We start from the raw sequence: 17505 nt of genomic DNA on the forward strand, positions 1-17505 counted from the left end.
CACATACAGAAGTAAATCTCCCAAGACAGCATAGATTTCTGTGCTGTCTTTTATATGAAATAAAGGAGAGATCCAATATGGAAATCGTTAAAATATCTCCACGAGGATATTGTTATGGTGTAGTGGACGCGATGGTCATGGCACGCCAAGCTGCTAATAACCCGACATTGCCTAGACCCATCTATATACTAGGTATGATCGTTCACAACAAACATGTGACAGATGCCTTTGAAGATGAAGGTATCATTACCCTCGATGGTGCGAACAGACTGGATATCATTAAAAATATTGAAACAGGCACAGTTATTTATACCGCTCATGGTGTTTCCCCAGAAGTTAGACGGATTGCTCATGAAAAAGGCTTATATGAGATTGATGCTACATGTCCTGATGTTACAAAAACGCATGACCTTATTCGTGAGAAAGAAAAAGAGGGGTATGAGATCATCTACATCGGTAAGAAAGGTCACCCTGAACCAGAAGGAGCGATCGGAATCGCACCTCATATCGTACACCTGGTTGAAAATACCGATGATTTAGATTCACTAAACGTGAACAGTGAAAAGATTCTCATTACAAATCAAACGACGATGAGTCAATGGGATGTAGCTGAACTCATTAAGAGACTGCTTATGAGATATCCTTCTGCTGAAGTTCATAAAGAGATCTGTTTGGCTACTCAAGTCAGACAAGAAGCTGTTGCAAATCAAGCAGGTGATTGTGACCTGGTACTTGTAGTTGGAGATCCTAGAAGCAATAACTCAAATCGGTTAGCTCAAGTTTCAGAAGAGATTGCAGGAACAACAGCATACAGAATCTCTGATGTATCTGAAATCAAACTTAGTTGGTTAGAAGGCTTAAAGAAGGTAGGAATTACTTCTGGTGCTTCTACACCAACACCAATAACGAAAGAAGTTATCGATTTCCTTAAAAACTATGATGACCAAAATGAAGAGACATGGAAAAAAGAGCGTAAAGTGACCCTTAATCGCATTCTTCCTAAAGTTAAAGAGAAAAAGTCATAAAAAAACAGCTGGAGTACTCCAGCTGTTTTTTTATGACTTTATTTAAATTAAAATCCCCGTCTACATAAACGTAAAAGGATCTGTATTAATATTTGATTCTACAACAACAGTCTCATATTTGTTATTCATAAGTTTCTCTTCAAGTATATCCTTGAGCTTAATCTTCATGATCTGTTCGATATGATGTCCAGCATCTACGATTGTAAGCCCTTCTTCTTGAGCATCATGTGCATTGTGATAATAGATATCCCCTGTAACTAATACATCTGCTCCTTTATGAAGAGCTGGATAAATATATTTGTTTCCATCACCGCCTACGACGGCAACTTTTTTAATAATAGAATTTTTACCTTTAATAACTCGAAGATGCGATACTCCAAAAGCGGTTTTCACATGCTCTACAAATTCCTGAAGGTCCATTTCTTTAGGAAGCTTTCCGATCTTTCCAATTCCAAGCTCCTCCCCTTTGTTCAAAAGCGGGTAGAGGTCATACGCTACCTCTTCATATGGATGTGCTTTTTTCATTGCTGAAACAACCACTTTTACAATAGATTCTGGCAGGATTGATTCGATTTTGACTTCTTCTACTCTCTCCAATTCACCCTGTTTTCCGATAAAAGGTTCCGTACCTTCTAATGGTGTAAATGTACCGATACCATTACTTGAGAACGAACAGTGACTATAATTTCCGATATGACCAGCTCCAGCATTACCGATGGCAACCCTGACTTGATCTTCATGTGTGCGAGGTACAAACACAGATAACTTTACGAGTTTATCTTCATATGTTGTTGATAACACTTCAGTGCTCGTTAATTGCAATTGATCAGCCAGCCATTCATTAACCCCTAGCGATGTAACATCTAAGTTCGTATGTGCCGCATACACCGTTATATCGTTCTTGATTAATTTTTCAATAACCTTACCTTTTGATGTGTTGATATCAATTCTTTTCAATGGACGGTATAGCAGAGGATGATGAGCAATGATCAGATCAACTTTTCCTTCAATCGCTTCATCCACGACACTTTCTAATACATCAAGTGCGATCATCACCTTTTTTACGGGTTTGTTCAATGAACCTACTTGTAATCCGATAGGGTCACCTTCTATAGCCATCTTTTTAGGTGCGAAACTTTCTAAAAGAGAAATGATATATTGCGCGCTCGCACATCTACTCAAGAAATCCACTCCTCTGCAAATTTTATGTTTCTTCTTAATTCTTCTCTTTTTTTCTCTGCAGTTACTCCTGAACTATTTTCCATTTGAGCCAAAATCGCTTTCCATTGCTTGACTTCCCCTGCCCACTTGTCTTTAAACGCTTCGTTCTGATTTTTTAATAAGAATGGGCCGAACAATAATTCCGCTTCTTCATGATCAGTATATGGTTGATCGCCTGTGCGTTCGGCGACAAGAATCTCGTAGATCTTGCCATCTTCTTTTAAAATTTCTTCAGCGATCAATACCCAGTTCTCTTTTAATAGCCATTTTCTTACTGTTTTTGACCCAACGTTAGGTTGGAGAATTAGACGACGTGCTCGTCCAAGCTTATCTTTTCCTTTTTCAAGAATAGATGTGATCAAAGAACCACCCATGCCGCAAATCGTGATTACTTCTGCTTCGTCTGGTTTAAGTACTGAAAGTCCATCACCTTTTCTAACTTCGATCACATCGTTTAGTTTGTCTAATTTCACCTGCTCCTTAGCGGATAAGTAAGGACCTTGTGTAATCTCACCTGCGATTCCTTTTTTTATTCCCTTTTTTAGCCCGAGATAACAGGGTAGATAAGCGTGGTCAGATCCGATATCTGCCAAAATTGTGTTTTCAGGTACGTATGAAGCAACTCGCTCGAGTCGATTTGATAATTTTTCTGAATTCATTTTTTCATCACCGTTTCAATTAGTTTGTTAGTTTTAGTATTCACACGTTCGATCATTTTTTGTAAAAAAAGCTAGAAAGACATATAACTTTTAGAAAAAGTACGCATTTACGATCTGATCATACAAAGAAAAGAGCTTCTTGTTATAAATAACAAGAAGCTCTTCTTATTTTATTTTTTTTCTGCTAACCAATCAACTAGTATTTTAGCTTCTTCACCTTTTACGACACCAGCTGGCATTCCACCTGGTTTACCGTTTTTGATAATATCAGCAATTTCTTCCGGCTTATACTTGCCACCAATCTTATCAAGTGCTGGTCCAGATGCACCTTCAAGGTTTTGTCCATGACAAGAAGAACAGTTTTGTTTAAAAATAGCTTCCGGATCCATAGCAGCCTTTTCTTTATTTTCACTAGCCGTATGAATTTTGTTGATACCATATCCGCCCATTGTAAGCATAAGAACAATTCCAATAACTCCAATAATGGCAAAAGGAATGAGTGGATTACGTTTCATGCAAATTCCTCCTTCGTCTGTACACTACATGTGTTGTGATCTTGATAAACTTAATATGTATAGTAAACAATCCATAACCTATTGTACTGTAAAAGCGTTTACTTGGGAAGTACAAACTCTATTTTTCCCAGTTTTGTCACAGCATTAACTTTTTAAACTTTTTTACCTAACTTTTGTAGATTCAGTCATTCACTTTAAATGAAGAGGTACAAAAAAGAAAAAAGCCACACTACTGGTGGCTATTCATGTATAACTGAAAGTGCCTCTATCGCTTGTTCTCGAAGCTTAAATTTCTGTACTTTTCCAGAAGCAGTCATCGGATACTGATCAAGAAAGAGATAATATTCTGGAATCTTAAAGTGCGAGATTTTTCCTTTACAATAAGCCTTCAATTCATTTTCAGAAAGTGAATGACCTTCTTTTATTTGGATGCATGCCGCTACTTTTTCTCCAAATTTTTTATCCGGGACACCGATCACTTGTACATCAAGGATAGAAGGATGTGAATAGAGGAATTCTTCAACCTCTCTCGGATATACGTTCTCACCGCCACGGATGATCATATCTTTCAAACGACCTGTGATTTTAAAATAGCCTTCTTTATCTACAGTAGCTAGGTCTCCAGTATGAAGCCATCCATCTGAATCAATCGCTTCGTTCGTCGCTTCAGGCATCTTGTAATAGCCCTTCATAACATGATAACCTCGTGTACAAAGTTCTCCTTGTTCACCAGGACTCACTTCTTTATTCGTTATCGGGTCGACCACTTTTGCTTCTACTTGAGAATGCTTCTTTCCAACTGTTTCAACTCTGCGCTCGATCGGGTCATCTGTCTCGTTTGAGTGATAACAGGAGAAGATTCTGTCTGGCCATATGCGATCGTGATCTCTGACATTCCCATCTTTTCGATCACTTTCTTCATCACTTCTATCGGACAAGGTGATCCTGCCATGATTCCTGTTCGAAGTGTTTGCAAGTCATAAGAATCAAAATCAGGAAGATTCAATTCCGCGATGAACATTGTAGGAACTCCATGCAACCCTGTACACTTTTCGTTTTGAACCGTTTCTAAAACTTCTTGAGGATCAAATTGGACGATCGGCACCATCGTAGCTCCGACTGAAACGGCAGCAAGGGTCCCTAAAACACAGCCAAAACAATGAAAGAAAGGAACAGGAATGCACAATCGATCTGCACTTGTTAAGTTCATACTATCTGCGATCTGTCTCGCATTATTAACAATATTGTAATGCGTCAACATGACCCCTTTCGGAAACCCTGTCGTTCCAGAAGTGTATTGCATGTTGATCACATCATCGCAATGAAGAGATGATTCTCTTCTTTGAAGTTCTTCATCAGATACGACGTTCCCAGCTTTCAACATATCTGAGAATGTTTCATAAGATGAAGATTCAGCATCTAGTTGAACGAAATGTTTCAATACAGGAAATTCCGTTAACCTGTCTTTAACAGAATCTACCATATCTTTGTATGAAGTAGTACGGAATTGTTCGATAAAGAATAAAGCTTTTGCATCAGACTGCTTCAATAAATAATCTAATTCAGAAGATTGATAATTCGTATTGACCGTGACTAAAACGGCTCCAGCTCTAGCTGACCCGAATTGGAGCAACAGCCATTCGGGTACATTTGTGGCCCAAACAGCTATATGATCTCCTTTTTCTATTCCCATTGCCATCAGACCTTTGGCAACTTTAGTCGTTAATTCATAAAATTCTTGATAGGTATAGCGAATTCCTAGTTTGCTGTAAACCATAGCTTCTTGATCCTTAAGTTTCAACGCTTGTTTTCTTAAACAATCCCCTACAGTTACTTTCATTAGTTCAGCCATAATTCACCCCATCACTTGGTCTTTTAACGATTGTTAGCAGCCGATCTCTCTTGCAATAACGATACGCTGAATCTCTGATGTACCTTCTCCAATCTCAAGAAGTTTAGCATCTCTGAAATAACGTTCTACATGGTAATCCCTCATATAGCCATTACCGCCATGTATTTGAACCGATTCAGAACAGATCTGCATACATGCTTCAGATGCATATAATTTTGCCATCGAGGCTTCTTTTGAGAACTTCTTACCTTGATCTTTTAGCCATGCTGCTTTATATACCATTAATCTAGCCAATTCGATCTTCATCGCCATATCGGCCAACTTAAATTGGATCGCTTGGAATTTCGAAATAGATCTTCCGAATTGTTTCCGCTCTTTTGCATATGTTAGAGCCTTCTCATAGGCCGCCTGTGCAATTCCTACTGCCATCGCACCAATACCTATTCTTCCTCCATCCAAGGTCACCAGGAACTGTTTAAAGCCGTCTCCGCGCTTTCCTAAAAGGTTTTCTCCAGGTACTCTCACATCTTCCATAAAAAGTTCAGTGGTGTTTGAAGAGTGAAGACCCATTTTCTCGTAATTATCGATAACACGGAATCCTTTAGCATCTGTTGGTACAATAATCGCAGAGATTTCTTTATCGTTACCATTTCTATTTGTAATAGCAGTTAACGCTAAGTGCTTGGCATAGCTCGCGTTCGTGATATAACATTTTGAGCCATTAATCACCCACTCACCATTTTCCGCTTTCGCCGTTGTTTCCGTACCACCTGCATCAGAGCCTGCATTAGGTTCTGTTAATCCGAAAGCTCCCAGAGATTCACCTGTACAGATTGGGGTCAGATATTTTTCTTTTTGTTCGTGCGTGCCAAATAGGTTTAAGGGAGCTCCACCTAAAGATACATGTGCAGAATATGTAATTCCAGTAGATCCACAAGCGCGGCTCAGTTCTTCTACAGCAATGGCAAAACTTATAGTATCAGCTCCGCCTCCACCATATTCTTCTGGAAAAGGCAGACCCATCATTCCTAATTTAGATAGCTTTTGAAAAATCTCTACCGGGAATTCTTTATTTTTATCTCTTGCTTCAGCTCCCGGAGCTACCACTTCATCTGCAAATTCTCTCATCATTTTTTGAATCATCAACTGCTCTTCTGTTAATGTAAAATTCATGGTTGCATCCCACCCTTTAATAAATTTACGCTTTTATTTGTATGCGCTTACATATTTATTATAGATATAAAGGCTGAATTTTTACAAGATTTAAAGAATTTTTAATTTAATATACAGAAGAATAAGCAAGCAACAAAAAGAATTATGCAGGAAATTGTATGAGATAATGAGTTTTTGATGAGTTTGCATTGAGGTGGAATAATAAGTAAAATGAAAGAAATAAAAAAAGCTTGCCCAGAATTGGGCAAACTTTCTACTCTAAAAAGTCTTTTAATCGTTTACTTCTGCTTGGATGGCGGAGTTTACGGAGTGCTTTAGCTTCGATCTGACGGATACGTTCACGCGTTACGCCAAACACTTTACCTACTTCTTCAAGGGTACGAGTACGTCCGTCGTCAAGTCCGAAACGAAGACGAAGAACGTTTTCTTCACGATCCGTTAAGGTATCTAAAACATCTTCAAGCTGCTCTTTCAATAACTCATAAGCCGCAGCTTCTGAAGGAGCTAATGCATCCTGATCTTCAATAAAATCACCAAGATGAGAATCGTCTTCTTCACCGATAGGTGTTTCTAAAGAGACTGGCTCCTGAGCGATCTTGAGAATCTCACGCACTTTTTCAGGAGTTAGTTCCATCTCAGCACCGATTTCTTCTGGTGATGGTTCACGCCCAAGATCTTGAAGTAACTGACGTTGAACACGAATCAGTTTGTTGATCGTCTCAACCATATGCACCGGGATACGGATCGTACGAGCTTGGTCAGCAATCGCACGCGTGATCGCTTGACGAATCCACCATGTTGCATACGTACTAAATTTAAATCCTTTGTCATAGTCGAACTTTTCAACAGCTTTGATCAATCCCATGTTACCTTCTTGGATAAGATCAAGGAACAGCATTCCACGACCAACATAACGCTTGGCAATACTTACAACAAGTCGTAAGTTAGCTTCTGCAAGACGGCGTTTGGCTTCTTCATCACCGTTCTCAATACGTTTAGCTAGTTCGATCTCTTCGTCTGCTGAAAGTAAGTCTACACGTCCGATTTCTTTTAAGTACATACGGACTGGATCGTTGATCTTAACACCTGGTGGTACGCTCAAGTCATTAAGATCGAATTCTTCTTCCTCTTTTTCCATTTCGAACTTAGGGTCCTCTTCGTCTTCTGCATCTTCAGACGCTTCAGCAACTTCAACACCTTGTTCTTCAAGGTATGAATAGAACTCGTCCATTTGATCAGAATCCTGTTCAAAAGGTGCCAGCTTACTTGTGATTTCAGTATATGTTAGCCGTCCTCGCTTTTTACCGGCCTCAACTAATTGTTCTTTAACTTGATCGATGGTTAATTCGCCTTCCGTACCTTGACGGTTTGGTTTTTCAGCCATTCGATCCCCTCCTTCCAAAACTTCAACCATCCTACATCCCGATTATTTAAGAGATCTTTTCATTCTCATAATTTCTTGGGCAATTTGGGCTGCCAGTTTTATTTCATTCCTTCTTATTGCGTCTTCTTGCTGTTTTTCTTTTTCTTGTATCTCCCGCAATAAAGGATAGCTAGAAATAATACGAATATAATCCGCGAGCTCTATTTCATTCAGCTCTTCACTGATTGTAAGCATCGCCAATTCCGAAGCTAATTTCCTTAATTTGTCATCGTCGATACGCTGCATGAACAACCCTACATTGGGTTTATTTCCTTCTTCATAAAAGGCATATAAGTATGCAGCAATCGCATTATGCTCTTCAACATTAAAGCCTGAATCCAACTTTTCTTGAATTAAAAAAGCGGCTTCCTCACTTTTTAACATATGAGCAAGGACAATACGTTCAGCATTCAGATTTCTCGGCAACAATGACTTTTGCAAAAGTGTTTGTATTCTAAAATTATTATCCCGCTTTTTAGGGGCGTTATCCTTAGACCTTTGCAGTTGCTTTGTAGTCTGTGTCTGCTGTTGTTTTAGAGCATCCAATGAAAGATTAAATTCAGAAGCGATCTGGCGGAGATAATGATCTCGTTCAACCGCTTTTGGCAGACGCGCAATTTCTTGAATAATCTCTTCGATATAGATCATCCGTTCTCCTTCATCTCGAAGGTTTTTCCCGCGTCTGTAATATTGTATTTTAAATGCCATCACAGTTAGGCTAGCCCCTATTATATCTTTTAAAAACGAATCGTTTCCAAATTTCGAAATATAGTCATCGGGGTCCATTCCATCAGGCATCTGTGAAATTTTCACGGTACAGCCTTGTTTTGTTAAAATTTCTGAAGCTCGAAACGCTGCTTCCACGCCAGCTCGGTCAGAGTCATAGCAGATTGTGACAGATTGAACATTTCGTTTCAAAATGGCTGCATGATCTTCCGTTAACGAAGTACCTAATGAAGCAACACCATTTGTAACTCCTGCTCTAAAAGCTGCAATTGTATCTACATACCCTTCAAAAATGACAGCATGTTGTTTCTGCCTCATCTCTGCACGTGCAAGGTTTAAACCATAAAGAGTTCTTCCTTTTTGGAAGATCTTAGACTCTGGACTATTAAGGTACTTCGGCTCGTCCTTCCCGTCTAAAACCCGGCCACCAAAAGCGACCACTGCACCTGTACGATCCCAAATCGGAAACATGACTCGATTTCTAAATCGATCATACGGTTTTCCATCAGATTGTCTCTTTCCGATCAACCCAACTTTTTCAGCGATGTGTAGGTCCATTCCTCTTTTTTGGAGAAATTGTGATGCGGTCTCCCAAGAATCTGGGGCATAACCAATTTGGTACCGCTCTATGGATTCTCTAGTGAATCCCCTCTTCTCCAAATATTCTAACGCCGGCCTTCCCTGTTTTGTGTGAAGTAAGCAGTGATGATACAATTTAGCCAACAACTCATGAATCTCAGTCATCGCCTTTTTCTCGTCAGAGCTTTTTTCAGAGAAGTTTTGCTGATGAATTTGAGGAAGTTCGATGTCACTTTTTTTCCCAAGCTGCGTTACAGCTTCAATAAAAGAGTATCCTTCAATGTTCATCAAAAAAGAAAAAACATTGCCTCCTGCTCCACAACCGAAACAATGGTAAATTTGTTTTTCAGGTGAGACAGAAAAGGATGGCGATTTTTCCCCATGAAAAGGACATAGGCCAAAATAATTTCTGCCTTGTTTCTTAAGAGGAACATAATCGCTGATCACGTCAACAATATCGCTTGATGACCTGACCTTCTCTATTAAGTCCTCAGGTATACGTTCCATATAACCACCACAGAATCTCTGTTTCTTTTAGACACTAGATATATATTCGTGGCACAATTCTATTTTCCTTCAACATTCGACAGGATTTCGCAAAAAACTGTGCAGAATCTTTCTGTGTCCTCTTTTTTAAATTTAGCAGGTCCTTTTGAATGCTTGCCTGAACGCCTAGCTTTTGCAGACATATAACGTTCATGAAGCACTCGTTCCATTTCATTCTCTTGAAACTGTTTCCCTCTAGGGGTGATGACGTAAACCCCTTTTGAAAGAAGAAGGCTCGCGAGGGCGTGATCTTGAGTCACAACAAGATCATTTTTTTTAGAATGATTATGTATGTAAAGATCAACCTCTTCAGGACTTGCATCGACCAATATCCAACGGCCAGGCTGGTCCGTGTTACTCGCGTGAGCGTATGATGTAACAAATATGGGTTCAAAATCAAACATTTTGGAGAACTTAAAAATTTCTTCCTTTATCACAACAGGACAAGCATCTGCATCTACAAATACATTACCAATTAATTTTTCCATATTCTTATGTTCTACTTTTACAGTGATTCTCCTTCATATAAGAGCATTTGCCTTAAATTAGCATCCTCAATTTATCACTATTTTGGACAAACTTATAAAATTTAATCACAATGTAATATTATAATAAAACTCTCTCCTTTTTACCAGTAAAATGATGAAAATAAAAAAGCGCAATCATTTGCGCTTTATTTATATGACTTTCCTTGAAACAAATTGTAGATCACGTTAGCTGATTCTTCGACAGCTTTATTTGAGACTTCAACCACTCTGCATCCGATCTGATCAACGATTTTGTTAAAGTAGACGAGCTCGTGCTTGATTCTCTCCATGTTTGCGTAGTTCGCTTCAGAATTTAAACCAAGCGCCTTTAAACGTTCTCTACGAATATCGTTTAATTTCTCAGGGGTTATCTTAAGACCGAAGCATTTATTAGGTGAAACTTTAAACAATTCTTCGGGCGGTTCTACTTCCGGAACAATAGGTACATTCGCAACCTTTAAACGTTTATGTGCTAAGTATTGTGAAAGTGGTGTTTTTGAAGTTCTTGATACACCGATTAGTACAACATCCGCTTTTAATATTCCTCTAGGATCTCTGCCATCGTCATATTTCACGGCAAACTCAATAGCTTCAACTTTTCGAAAGTAATCATCATCAAGCTTATGCACGACTCCGGGTTCATATCTTGGAACTTGATTTAGCCGAGATTGCAGCTGATTCATAATTGGACCCATAATGTCCACTGTAGGTATGTTGTGCAACGCAGCCTGCTTAGCAACGTACTCGCTTATTTCAGGCACGACAAGAGTAAATGCGATAATCCCGTTGTGATCCTTCGCTAATGAGATGACTTCATCAATCGTCTCTTTATCTTCCACATATGGAACTCTCTTAATCTCTATTCCATTTGAATTAAATTGGCTCGCCGCCGCTTTAACAACCAACTCTGCCGTTTCTCCGACTGAATCGGAAACGACATATACGATAGGACGTCCTGTCATGTTGGCCTCCCCATTCAATTATAGTAATTCATCATGTGCTAATTCCACAAATGCCTTTGTGATATTCGTCTTCGTAATCCTACCGACTACATCGAAACCACTCTCATCATCTGAGCGTTTTACGACTGGAAGACAATCAATCTGTTTTCTGATCAAGATGTGTGCGATATCTAAGAGATAATCCTCTTTAAAACAATATGTGATATTAGGCATTCTTGTCATAATAATGTTAATTGGGATACTGTTGATCTCTTGTTTCCCCATGCTTGCTCTTAATAAATCTTTTCGTGAAGCTACGCCAGCAAGATGTCCGTTCTTATTAATGATAAATAAAGTACCAACATCCTCCAAGAACATCGTACATATAGCTTCGTATACCGTCGCTGAATCTTGAACGACAACAGGCATCGATGTGAATTCCGCAACTTTAATCTTTTTTATTTTTTCCGTTAGAAGCTGCGACCCTGTCTTCCCTGTATAAAAATAACCAACTCTTGGTCTAGCATCTAAATAACCTGCCATCGTTAGAATGGCAAGATCGGGTCTGAGTGTAGCTCTTGTAAGATCAAGTTGATCTGCGATTTGTTCACCTGTAATAGGCCCATTATCTTTAACAATTTCAATGATTTTTTGCTGCCTCTTATTAAGTTCGATCGTGTACACCACCTTTTGCCGCATCCAATGTGTTATACTTATTCTCATTATTATAACCTATTCATGTGAGAAAGCGAACTAAAAAAACTGTAAAGAATAAAAGCTTCACAGTTTTTCACGATAAATCATCTAATTGTTTCAGAAACTTCTTTGATTTTAAAAACACTCCTGAATATTCGTCCATGTAGGCGTCAAACAACATTCGAAGCTCTCTTTTAGTTTCTTTTTTTAAAGAAACGTTTCCAAGTCGTGCAAGATCAAGGTGATAGAACATATGAAGCAGTTTTACTGCGCCCCGTGAGATCCGCATTCTATAAGGATCTTTGTATGAACACCTCTCACAAAGGAAACCACCTTCTCTAATCGAGAAAGAAAAATCGCCTTCTGTTGAGTGACATGAAACACATTTACTCAACTCAGGTACGATTCCGGATGTTTTCATTATTTTTAGTTCGAATAGAAAGGTTATGACCTCGGGATCTATCCCATGATTGATATATTCTAAGGATTGTTTGATCCATCCGAAAAGATCCGGTTTAAGATCATCCTCAGAAGTGTTTCTGTCTAATAGTTCTACTAGATAAGCGGCATAAGCGGTTTTCACGAGATCTTCTCTTATTTTTCTAAAAGAAGAAAGCGCTTCGCCTTGCTGTAAAGTTCCGAGTCCTCGGCCTTTTTGAAAAACAAAAATTCCGTATGTAAAAAGTTGCGTAATGGAAGTAAAGCGGCTTTTGGGCTTTTTGGCTCCTCTTGCCATTACGCCGACTTTCCCAAATTCTTTTGTATACAAAGTGATGATCGTATTGGATTCACCATACGGAACGGTTTTAATGACGATTCCTTCAACTTTATAAAGCAAGGTAAATCACCACCCTCTCAAATCTAAGAAGGCACCGTAGTTACTTATTAATGAAATGGAGGTTCCTCAAGAGACTCATCATAAGGAATAACTGCTGATAGTGCTGTTATTTCATGGTCTAGCTCTTTGTATAACAAATAGGTATCAATACTGCCCGTCTCACAGAATACTTTCCAAGTAAATTCTTTCATGTTTGGACACACCTTTCTATTTGTTTTTCTCCTGTAATAACTAGGTTCACCTTAATTGTTTATTTCATGTCAAGGAAATTTTAACAGTTTTATACTTTTGAGTTTTCGCAGTGGGTCATTCTTGTAAGTGGTTGTTTTCCGTTTCAGGTACTCGCTTTCCGGGGGGCGTGCGGTGAGCCACCTTGACGCTTTGCGCCCTAAGGTGTCTCACCTGTCACACTCATCCCCCAGGAGTCTTGCACCTTTCACTCCAAACAACTATTCAAAGACGAACTACAAACCCATTTAAAGTAACTGCTGTTTAATACTCATCCTCATTAAAACCGAACTCGGTTAGCTGCTTTTGGCGGTTTCTCCAGTCGTTTTGTACTTTTACGTACAATTCTAAAAAGACACGCGATCCTAAGAGAGTTTCAATGTCTGCTCTTGCTCTTTTTCCGACTTCTTTTAGCATCTTTCCTTGTTTACCGATGATGATTCCTTTTTGAGACGAACGTTCTACGATGATCGTTGCGTTAACAAAAACGACGTTCTTTTCTTCCCGTTCTTTCATCTCTTCAATGATTACGGCTACGGAATGAGGAATTTCTTCACGAGTAAGATGTAGAACTTTCTCGCGGATCAATTCTGCCGTTATAAATCGCTCTGGATGATCGGTTACTTGGTCTTCAGGGTAGAATTGCGGCCCTTCTTCCATGTAGGAAACGATCTGTTCAAGAAGTGTATCCACATTATTTCCATTAAGAGCGGAAATTGGCACGACTTCAGCAACGTCTAACTTATTTCTATACATATCGATCAACGGCAACAATTGATCAGGATGTACTTTATCGATTTTGTTTACGACTAAAAAGACAGGATTTTTCACGTTTTGAAGTCTGTCTATAATGAACTGATCACCTCGTCCATATCCTTCTTCTGCATTAATAACGAATAGGATAAGATCGACTTCGTTTAACGTCTGCTGTGCAGTTCTAGTCATAAAATCGCCTAGCTTGTGCTTCGGTTTATGAATACCAGGTGTATCAATAAAGATAACTTGAGACTCATCTGTTGTATAAACCGCTTGTATCTTATTTCTTGTTGTTTGAGGCTTGTCACTCATTATGGCGATTTTTTGTCCGATCACTTTGTTTAAAAGAGTGGATTTACCTACGTTAGGTCTGCCGATAATCGTTACAAAACCTGATTTATAGCCTTCTTTAGTCATTTAGATCCTCCGGCGAAAAAGCACCAGGTAATAAATCTTTTACTAAGATCTCTTGTACATCACCTTTAAGGTTTGTTAGATAAACTGGCATCTCTGGCGGACATAATTCAGAGATAACTTGTCGGCATGCCCCACAAGGAGGTACAGGACGCTTTGTATCTGCTACAACAGCGATTGCACTGAACTTTGTGTCACCTTCTGTATACGCTTTAAATAATGCCGTACGTTCAGCACAACACGTTAAGCTATACGCAGCGTTCTCAATATTCGCTCCGTTATATACTTTACCATCAGCCGTTAGAAGAGCTGCACCTACTTGAAACTTAGAGTATGGTACGTAAGCCTTTTCACGTGCGATTTTCGCTTGTTCCATCAATTGTTCTTTATTCATTACTCTTTCACCTTCTTAACAAAAATAGCTACATACTATTTATCAGCGGTTCAATAAATAGCAGTATACCGATTATAACAGCAAACATTGAAAAAACCAAAACTGCACCTGCAGCGGCATCTTTCGCCTTCTTCGCGAGTGGATGTTTCTTCTCTGTTATAAGATCGATCGCACTCTCAATCGCCGTGTTTACAAGTTCGAGTGATAGAACGATTCCGATTACAATAAATAAAAGGACGAATCTTTCTTTAGAAAAATCAAGTGCAACCGCGAAAATAATCACGATTACACTTATAAAAGTATGGATCTTAAAATTTTGTTCTGATTTAAACGTTGAGATAATTCCTGTAAATGCAAAAACAAAACTTGAAAATAACTTTTTCCAATGGATCATCTTTTCAGACCATATTGCTCCAAAATTTCTTCTTGTCTTCCAAACATTCTTTTTTCATCTTCATCGTTCATATGGTCATAGCCTAATAAATGCAAGAAGCCGTGAACCGCAAGAAAGCCCATTTCTCTCTCTAATGAATGTCCGTACTCTTCCGCTTGCTCTTTCGCAACATCTAGACAGATGATGATATCGCCTAAGAACCTTGTCTCTTCTCCTCCGATGATCTCTGTCTCATCTTCACCCATTTCTTCCATAGCAAAGGAAATAACATCTGTTACACTATCTTTTTGTCTGTATTCCTTGTTGATCTCCTGAATTCGTTCTTTTGATACGATAGTGATTGATACTTCCGCTTGACCTGTTTTCTCCATCTCTGCTGCTTTCTCAAGAACATTGCTTAATAACTCTTGAAAATCAGTACTGTTTTCATCGATCTCGTTTAAATATTCAACATGTAGCATCATTGTTTCTCCACCTTTTTTGTTTCTTCTGGATACTCAATTCTGGAATGAAAAATTCCTTTTAACGTTTCTGTAAGTGTTTTTGCAACTATATCTAATTCTTTTAGCGTGATATCACATTCATCGAACTGCCCATCTTCTAGCCTGTCGTTAATAATTTTGCGAATGATCCCGTCGATTTTAACTGGTGTTGGTTTCGAAAGCGATCGAACGGCTGCTTCTACAGCATCAGAGATCCCGATGATCGCAACTTCTTTCGTTTGAGCTTTCGGGCCAGGATATCTAAAGTCCGACTCTGCTACTTCCTTATCAGTAAGTTGAGCTGCTTTATGATAGAAAAATTTTAACAGAGTCGTTCCGTGATGCTGTTCAGCAATATCAATAATCTCTTTCGGAATCTTTTCTGCACGGAGCATGTCCGCTCCGTCATATGGGTGCGCTGTGATGATGGTCTTACTTAGCTGTGGTGCTATCTTATCATGCGGATTGTCCATATTCATCTGATTTTCAATAAAAAAATGCGGTCTTTTCGTTTTTCCTACATCGTGGTAATAAGATCCTACCCTAGCTAGTAAACCATTAGCCCCTATAGACTCGCATGCTGCTTCTGAAAGGTTGGCGACCATGATGCTATGATGATACGTCCCTGGCGCTTCCATGAGTACTTTTCTTAAAATTGGGTGGTTAGGATTCGAGAGCTCTATTAACTTTGTCACAGATAAGATGTTAAACGACGATTCTATGACCGGCAGAAGCCCTAGTGTTAAAACAGCTGAAATAAAACCTGAAATGGCTGCACAGCCAAGGTCTAATCCAATCTGCAGAGATGTGAATTTTCCGTTTTGCAGCAATAGCACACTCGCTACTGTTAGGATGGCTATAAAAGATACGAAAAATCCAGCTTGCAAGATTTTAGATCGCTGTTGAGTTTTTCCTAAAAACACGATTCCTGACATACCGTTAAACAAGACATACATACTCATGATAAAGTTAAAGTTTCCAGCTGTTTGTTCATTAAAGATCAGTGCTGCACTAAAGGCAAAGATAATTGTGGATACAACTGCAAGCTCTTCATTGAACAACATCTTGATCATCATCGCACCTGCCGCAACAGGGACAGCATACATGAGACTCATAAGACCAAGTTCTGTACTAACACTCAACACTTTCATCACTACGAGTGTCAAAGTAAATAATAAAGCATAGATGGTTACATATTTTCGAAAATGCTCTTTCTCACGCTCTTCTTTCATAAAATAATATAAACCCGCCATAACGATCAGCACAAAAAGGAATAATCCGTAATACGGATACGTTTTCATTTCCTGATCTAATAGTCCGACTTTTTTGAGTCTATCAAAGATCTCAGGCGTAATAACTGCCCCGCTTTTCACGAGGACTTCTCCTTCCCTGATCACAACTTCTTCTACTTTGTCGCTCGCTTCTTTACGTTTTTGACGTGTTTTCTCTGTATCCAACGTTCTGTTGGCGATGATAAAGCTTCTTGTGATCTCCTCTGTTGCATTTCGAAGAGAATAGGGGAGGTTGTTATCACGTATCAGCTGAATAGCTTCACTTCTCGCTTCTTCCACTTCTTCAACCATTACGGGCTCAGATAAGACTTTATTTACTACATCAGGAGCTAAATTTTTCACATTATTTAATTCTGCTTTACTTGCTTCAGCAAGTGCGATATATGTTTCATCAGAAATATCCGACTTATTGATCGAGTCTTTTAATTGAATAACTTTTTGTTCTAAAGTAAGGGTAGCCTCATCTTCCTTTTTCTTCTTCTCTTCAGATTCGGTAATCGTTATTACGATATCTAATAAATCTTTTAAGGCTTCTGCCTGTACTAAGGCGAGGTCTTTATTAAACGTATACTCATTCTTAATACTCTCTTCAGCGAGCTTCTTCCTGGCTTCTGTCTGATCTTCTAACGGGATCGTGATTGGTGATTGTATGTCCCGTGGTGAACGCTCATAAACATTCACATCCACTACATTAGGAGTTACGTTGCTGACTAACAAGGAAAACAAAATGATTCCCATAACGATAAAGGATACTGTTGCTACACTCAAACGAAAGTAATTAGACAAAAGATGCCTGAAATTGGCCAAACGCTACCACTCCTTAA

17 protein-coding genes and 1 pseudogene are annotated in these 17505 nt (G+C 38.9%); 1 reads left to right on the plus strand and 17 read right to left on the minus strand.

Annotation, left to right across the window (positions count from 1 at the left end; genetic code table 11):
- The first annotated feature begins 77 nt into the window (after positions 1-77).
- Complete coding sequence (locus HU823_RS04920) at positions 78-1025, plus strand: 4-hydroxy-3-methylbut-2-enyl diphosphate reductase (RefSeq protein WP_197221301.1); 948 nt, start codon at positions 78-80, stop codon at positions 1023-1025.
- A gap of 60 nt (positions 1026-1085) precedes the next feature.
- Here the strand turns inward: HU823_RS04920 and HU823_RS04925 are convergent, their stop codons facing one another.
- The 17 genes and pseudogenes from HU823_RS04925 to HU823_RS05005 all read right to left on the minus strand — a co-directional run bounded on the left by HU823_RS04925 (position 1086) and on the right by HU823_RS05005 (position 17488).
- Positions 1086-2207 carry a Nif3-like dinuclear metal center hexameric protein gene (locus HU823_RS04925; protein WP_197221302.1) on the minus strand — a complete coding sequence of 374 codons (1122 nt, stop codon included), beginning with the start codon at positions 2205-2207 and terminating at the stop codon, positions 1086-1088.
- Positions 2204-2905, minus strand: a complete 702-nt coding sequence (locus HU823_RS04930; protein ID WP_197221303.1) for a tRNA (adenine(22)-N(1))-methyltransferase — start codon at positions 2903-2905, stop codon at positions 2204-2206. Before HU823_RS04930 ends, HU823_RS04925 begins: the two co-directional genes overlap by 4 nt.
- A gap of 170 nt (positions 2906-3075) precedes the next feature.
- On the minus strand, positions 3076-3420 hold the full coding sequence (cccA, locus tag HU823_RS04935; protein WP_144699011.1) for a cytochrome c550: 345 nt from the start codon (positions 3418-3420) through the stop codon (positions 3076-3078).
- Between the two features lie 239 nt (positions 3421-3659).
- Positions 3660-5272: pseudogene (locus HU823_RS04940) on the minus strand (AMP-binding protein).
- Positions 5273-5305: 33 nt separating this feature from the next.
- Entirely contained in the window at positions 5306-6445 is a 1140-nt protein-coding gene (locus tag HU823_RS04945; protein WP_197221304.1) for an acyl-CoA dehydrogenase family protein, read from the minus strand.
- A gap of 253 nt (positions 6446-6698) precedes the next feature.
- Positions 6699-7829 (minus strand): RNA polymerase sigma factor RpoD, encoded by a 1131-nt coding sequence (rpoD, locus tag HU823_RS04950; protein WP_066396256.1) that lies wholly within the window; start codon positions 7827-7829, stop codon positions 6699-6701.
- A 42-nt stretch (positions 7830-7871) separates the two neighbouring features.
- Positions 7872-9680: a DNA primase gene (gene dnaG, locus HU823_RS04955; RefSeq protein ID WP_197221305.1), complete on the minus strand. Its 1809-nt coding sequence runs from the start codon at positions 9678-9680 to the stop codon at positions 7872-7874.
- Between the two features lie 59 nt (positions 9681-9739).
- Positions 9740-10207 (minus strand): YaiI/YqxD family protein, encoded by a 468-nt coding sequence (locus HU823_RS04960; RefSeq protein WP_197221306.1) that lies wholly within the window; start codon positions 10205-10207, stop codon positions 9740-9742.
- A gap of 185 nt (positions 10208-10392) precedes the next feature.
- Positions 10393-11208 carry a pyruvate, water dikinase regulatory protein gene (locus HU823_RS04965; protein WP_137788849.1) on the minus strand — a complete coding sequence of 272 codons (816 nt, stop codon included), beginning with the start codon at positions 11206-11208 and terminating at the stop codon, positions 10393-10395.
- Positions 11209-11226: 18 nt separating this feature from the next.
- Positions 11227-11910, minus strand: a complete 684-nt coding sequence (locus HU823_RS04970) for a helix-turn-helix transcriptional regulator (RefSeq protein ID WP_231607259.1) — start codon at positions 11908-11910, stop codon at positions 11227-11229.
- A 67-nt stretch (positions 11911-11977) separates the two neighbouring features.
- Complete coding sequence (recO, locus tag HU823_RS04975; RefSeq protein WP_197221307.1) at positions 11978-12721, minus strand: DNA repair protein RecO; 744 nt, start codon at positions 12719-12721, stop codon at positions 11978-11980.
- Positions 12722-12768: 47 nt separating this feature from the next.
- Entirely contained in the window at positions 12769-12912 is a 144-nt protein-coding gene (locus HU823_RS04980; RefSeq protein WP_144698999.1) for a YqzL family protein, read from the minus strand.
- Between the two features lie 301 nt (positions 12913-13213).
- Positions 13214-14122 carry a GTPase Era gene (gene era, locus HU823_RS04985; protein WP_197221308.1) on the minus strand — a complete coding sequence of 303 codons (909 nt, stop codon included), beginning with the start codon at positions 14120-14122 and terminating at the stop codon, positions 13214-13216.
- On the minus strand, positions 14115-14513 hold the full coding sequence (locus HU823_RS04990; RefSeq protein WP_137788846.1) for a cytidine deaminase: 399 nt from the start codon (positions 14511-14513) through the stop codon (positions 14115-14117). Before HU823_RS04990 ends, era begins: the two co-directional genes overlap by 8 nt.
- 28 nt (positions 14514-14541) lie before the next feature.
- The gene (locus HU823_RS04995) at positions 14542-14907 is read right to left on the minus strand and encodes a diacylglycerol kinase family protein (protein ID WP_144698995.1); all 366 of its coding nucleotides are present in this window, start codon (positions 14905-14907) and stop codon (positions 14542-14544) included.
- Entirely contained in the window at positions 14904-15371 is a 468-nt protein-coding gene (ybeY, locus tag HU823_RS05000; RefSeq protein WP_144698993.1) for an rRNA maturation RNase YbeY, read from the minus strand. The genes HU823_RS04995 and ybeY overlap by 4 nt, the downstream gene beginning before the upstream one ends.
- Complete coding sequence (locus tag HU823_RS05005) at positions 15368-17488, minus strand: HD family phosphohydrolase (protein WP_144698991.1); 2121 nt, start codon at positions 17486-17488, stop codon at positions 15368-15370. The genes ybeY and HU823_RS05005 overlap by 4 nt, the downstream gene beginning before the upstream one ends.
- Positions 17489-17505 lie beyond the last annotated feature (17 nt).

The sequence above is a fragment of the Fictibacillus sp. 18YEL24 genome, from assembly GCF_015903855.1.
Taxonomy (GTDB): domain Bacteria; phylum Bacillota; class Bacilli; order Bacillales; family Fictibacillaceae; genus Fictibacillus; species Fictibacillus phosphorivorans_C.

Coding starts and splice junctions, on each gene's coding strand:
- HU823_RS04920 (WP_197221301.1), top strand. CDS start 78: ATGGAAATCGTTAAAATATCTCCACGAGGATATTGTTATGGTGTAGTG.
- HU823_RS04990 (WP_137788846.1), bottom strand. CDS start 14,513: ATGAATAAAGAACAATTGATGGAACAAGCGAAAATCGCACGTGAAAAG.
- HU823_RS04980 (WP_144698999.1), bottom strand. CDS start 12,912: ATGAAAGAATTTACTTGGAAAGTATTCTGTGAGACGGGCAGTATTGAT.
- HU823_RS04970 (WP_231607259.1), bottom strand. CDS start 11,910: ATGAGAATAAGTATAACACATTGGATGCGGCAAAAGGTGGTGTACACG.
- HU823_RS04930 (WP_197221303.1), bottom strand. CDS start 2,905: ATGAATTCAGAAAAATTATCAAATCGACTCGAGCGAGTTGCTTCATAC.
- HU823_RS04965 (WP_137788849.1), bottom strand. CDS start 11,208: ATGACAGGACGTCCTATCGTATATGTCGTTTCCGATTCAGTCGGAGAA.
- HU823_RS04995 (WP_144698995.1), bottom strand. CDS start 14,907: ATGATCCATTGGAAAAAGTTATTTTCAAGTTTTGTTTTTGCATTTACA.
- HU823_RS04945 (WP_197221304.1), bottom strand. CDS start 6,445: ATGAATTTTACATTAACAGAAGAGCAGTTGATGATTCAAAAAATGATG.
- HU823_RS04960 (WP_197221306.1), bottom strand. CDS start 10,207: ATGGAAAAATTAATTGGTAATGTATTTGTAGATGCAGATGCTTGTCCT.
- dnaG (WP_197221305.1), bottom strand. CDS start 9,680: ATGGAACGTATACCTGAGGACTTAATAGAGAAGGTCAGGTCATCAAGC.
- rpoD (WP_066396256.1), bottom strand. CDS start 7,829: ATGGCTGAAAAACCAAACCGTCAAGGTACGGAAGGCGAATTAACCATC.
- era (WP_197221308.1), bottom strand. CDS start 14,122: ATGACTAAAGAAGGCTATAAATCAGGTTTTGTAACGATTATCGGCAGA.
- ybeY (WP_144698993.1), bottom strand. CDS start 15,371: ATGATGCTACATGTTGAATATTTAAACGAGATCGATGAAAACAGTACT.
- cccA (WP_144699011.1), bottom strand. CDS start 3,420: ATGAAACGTAATCCACTCATTCCTTTTGCCATTATTGGAGTTATTGGA.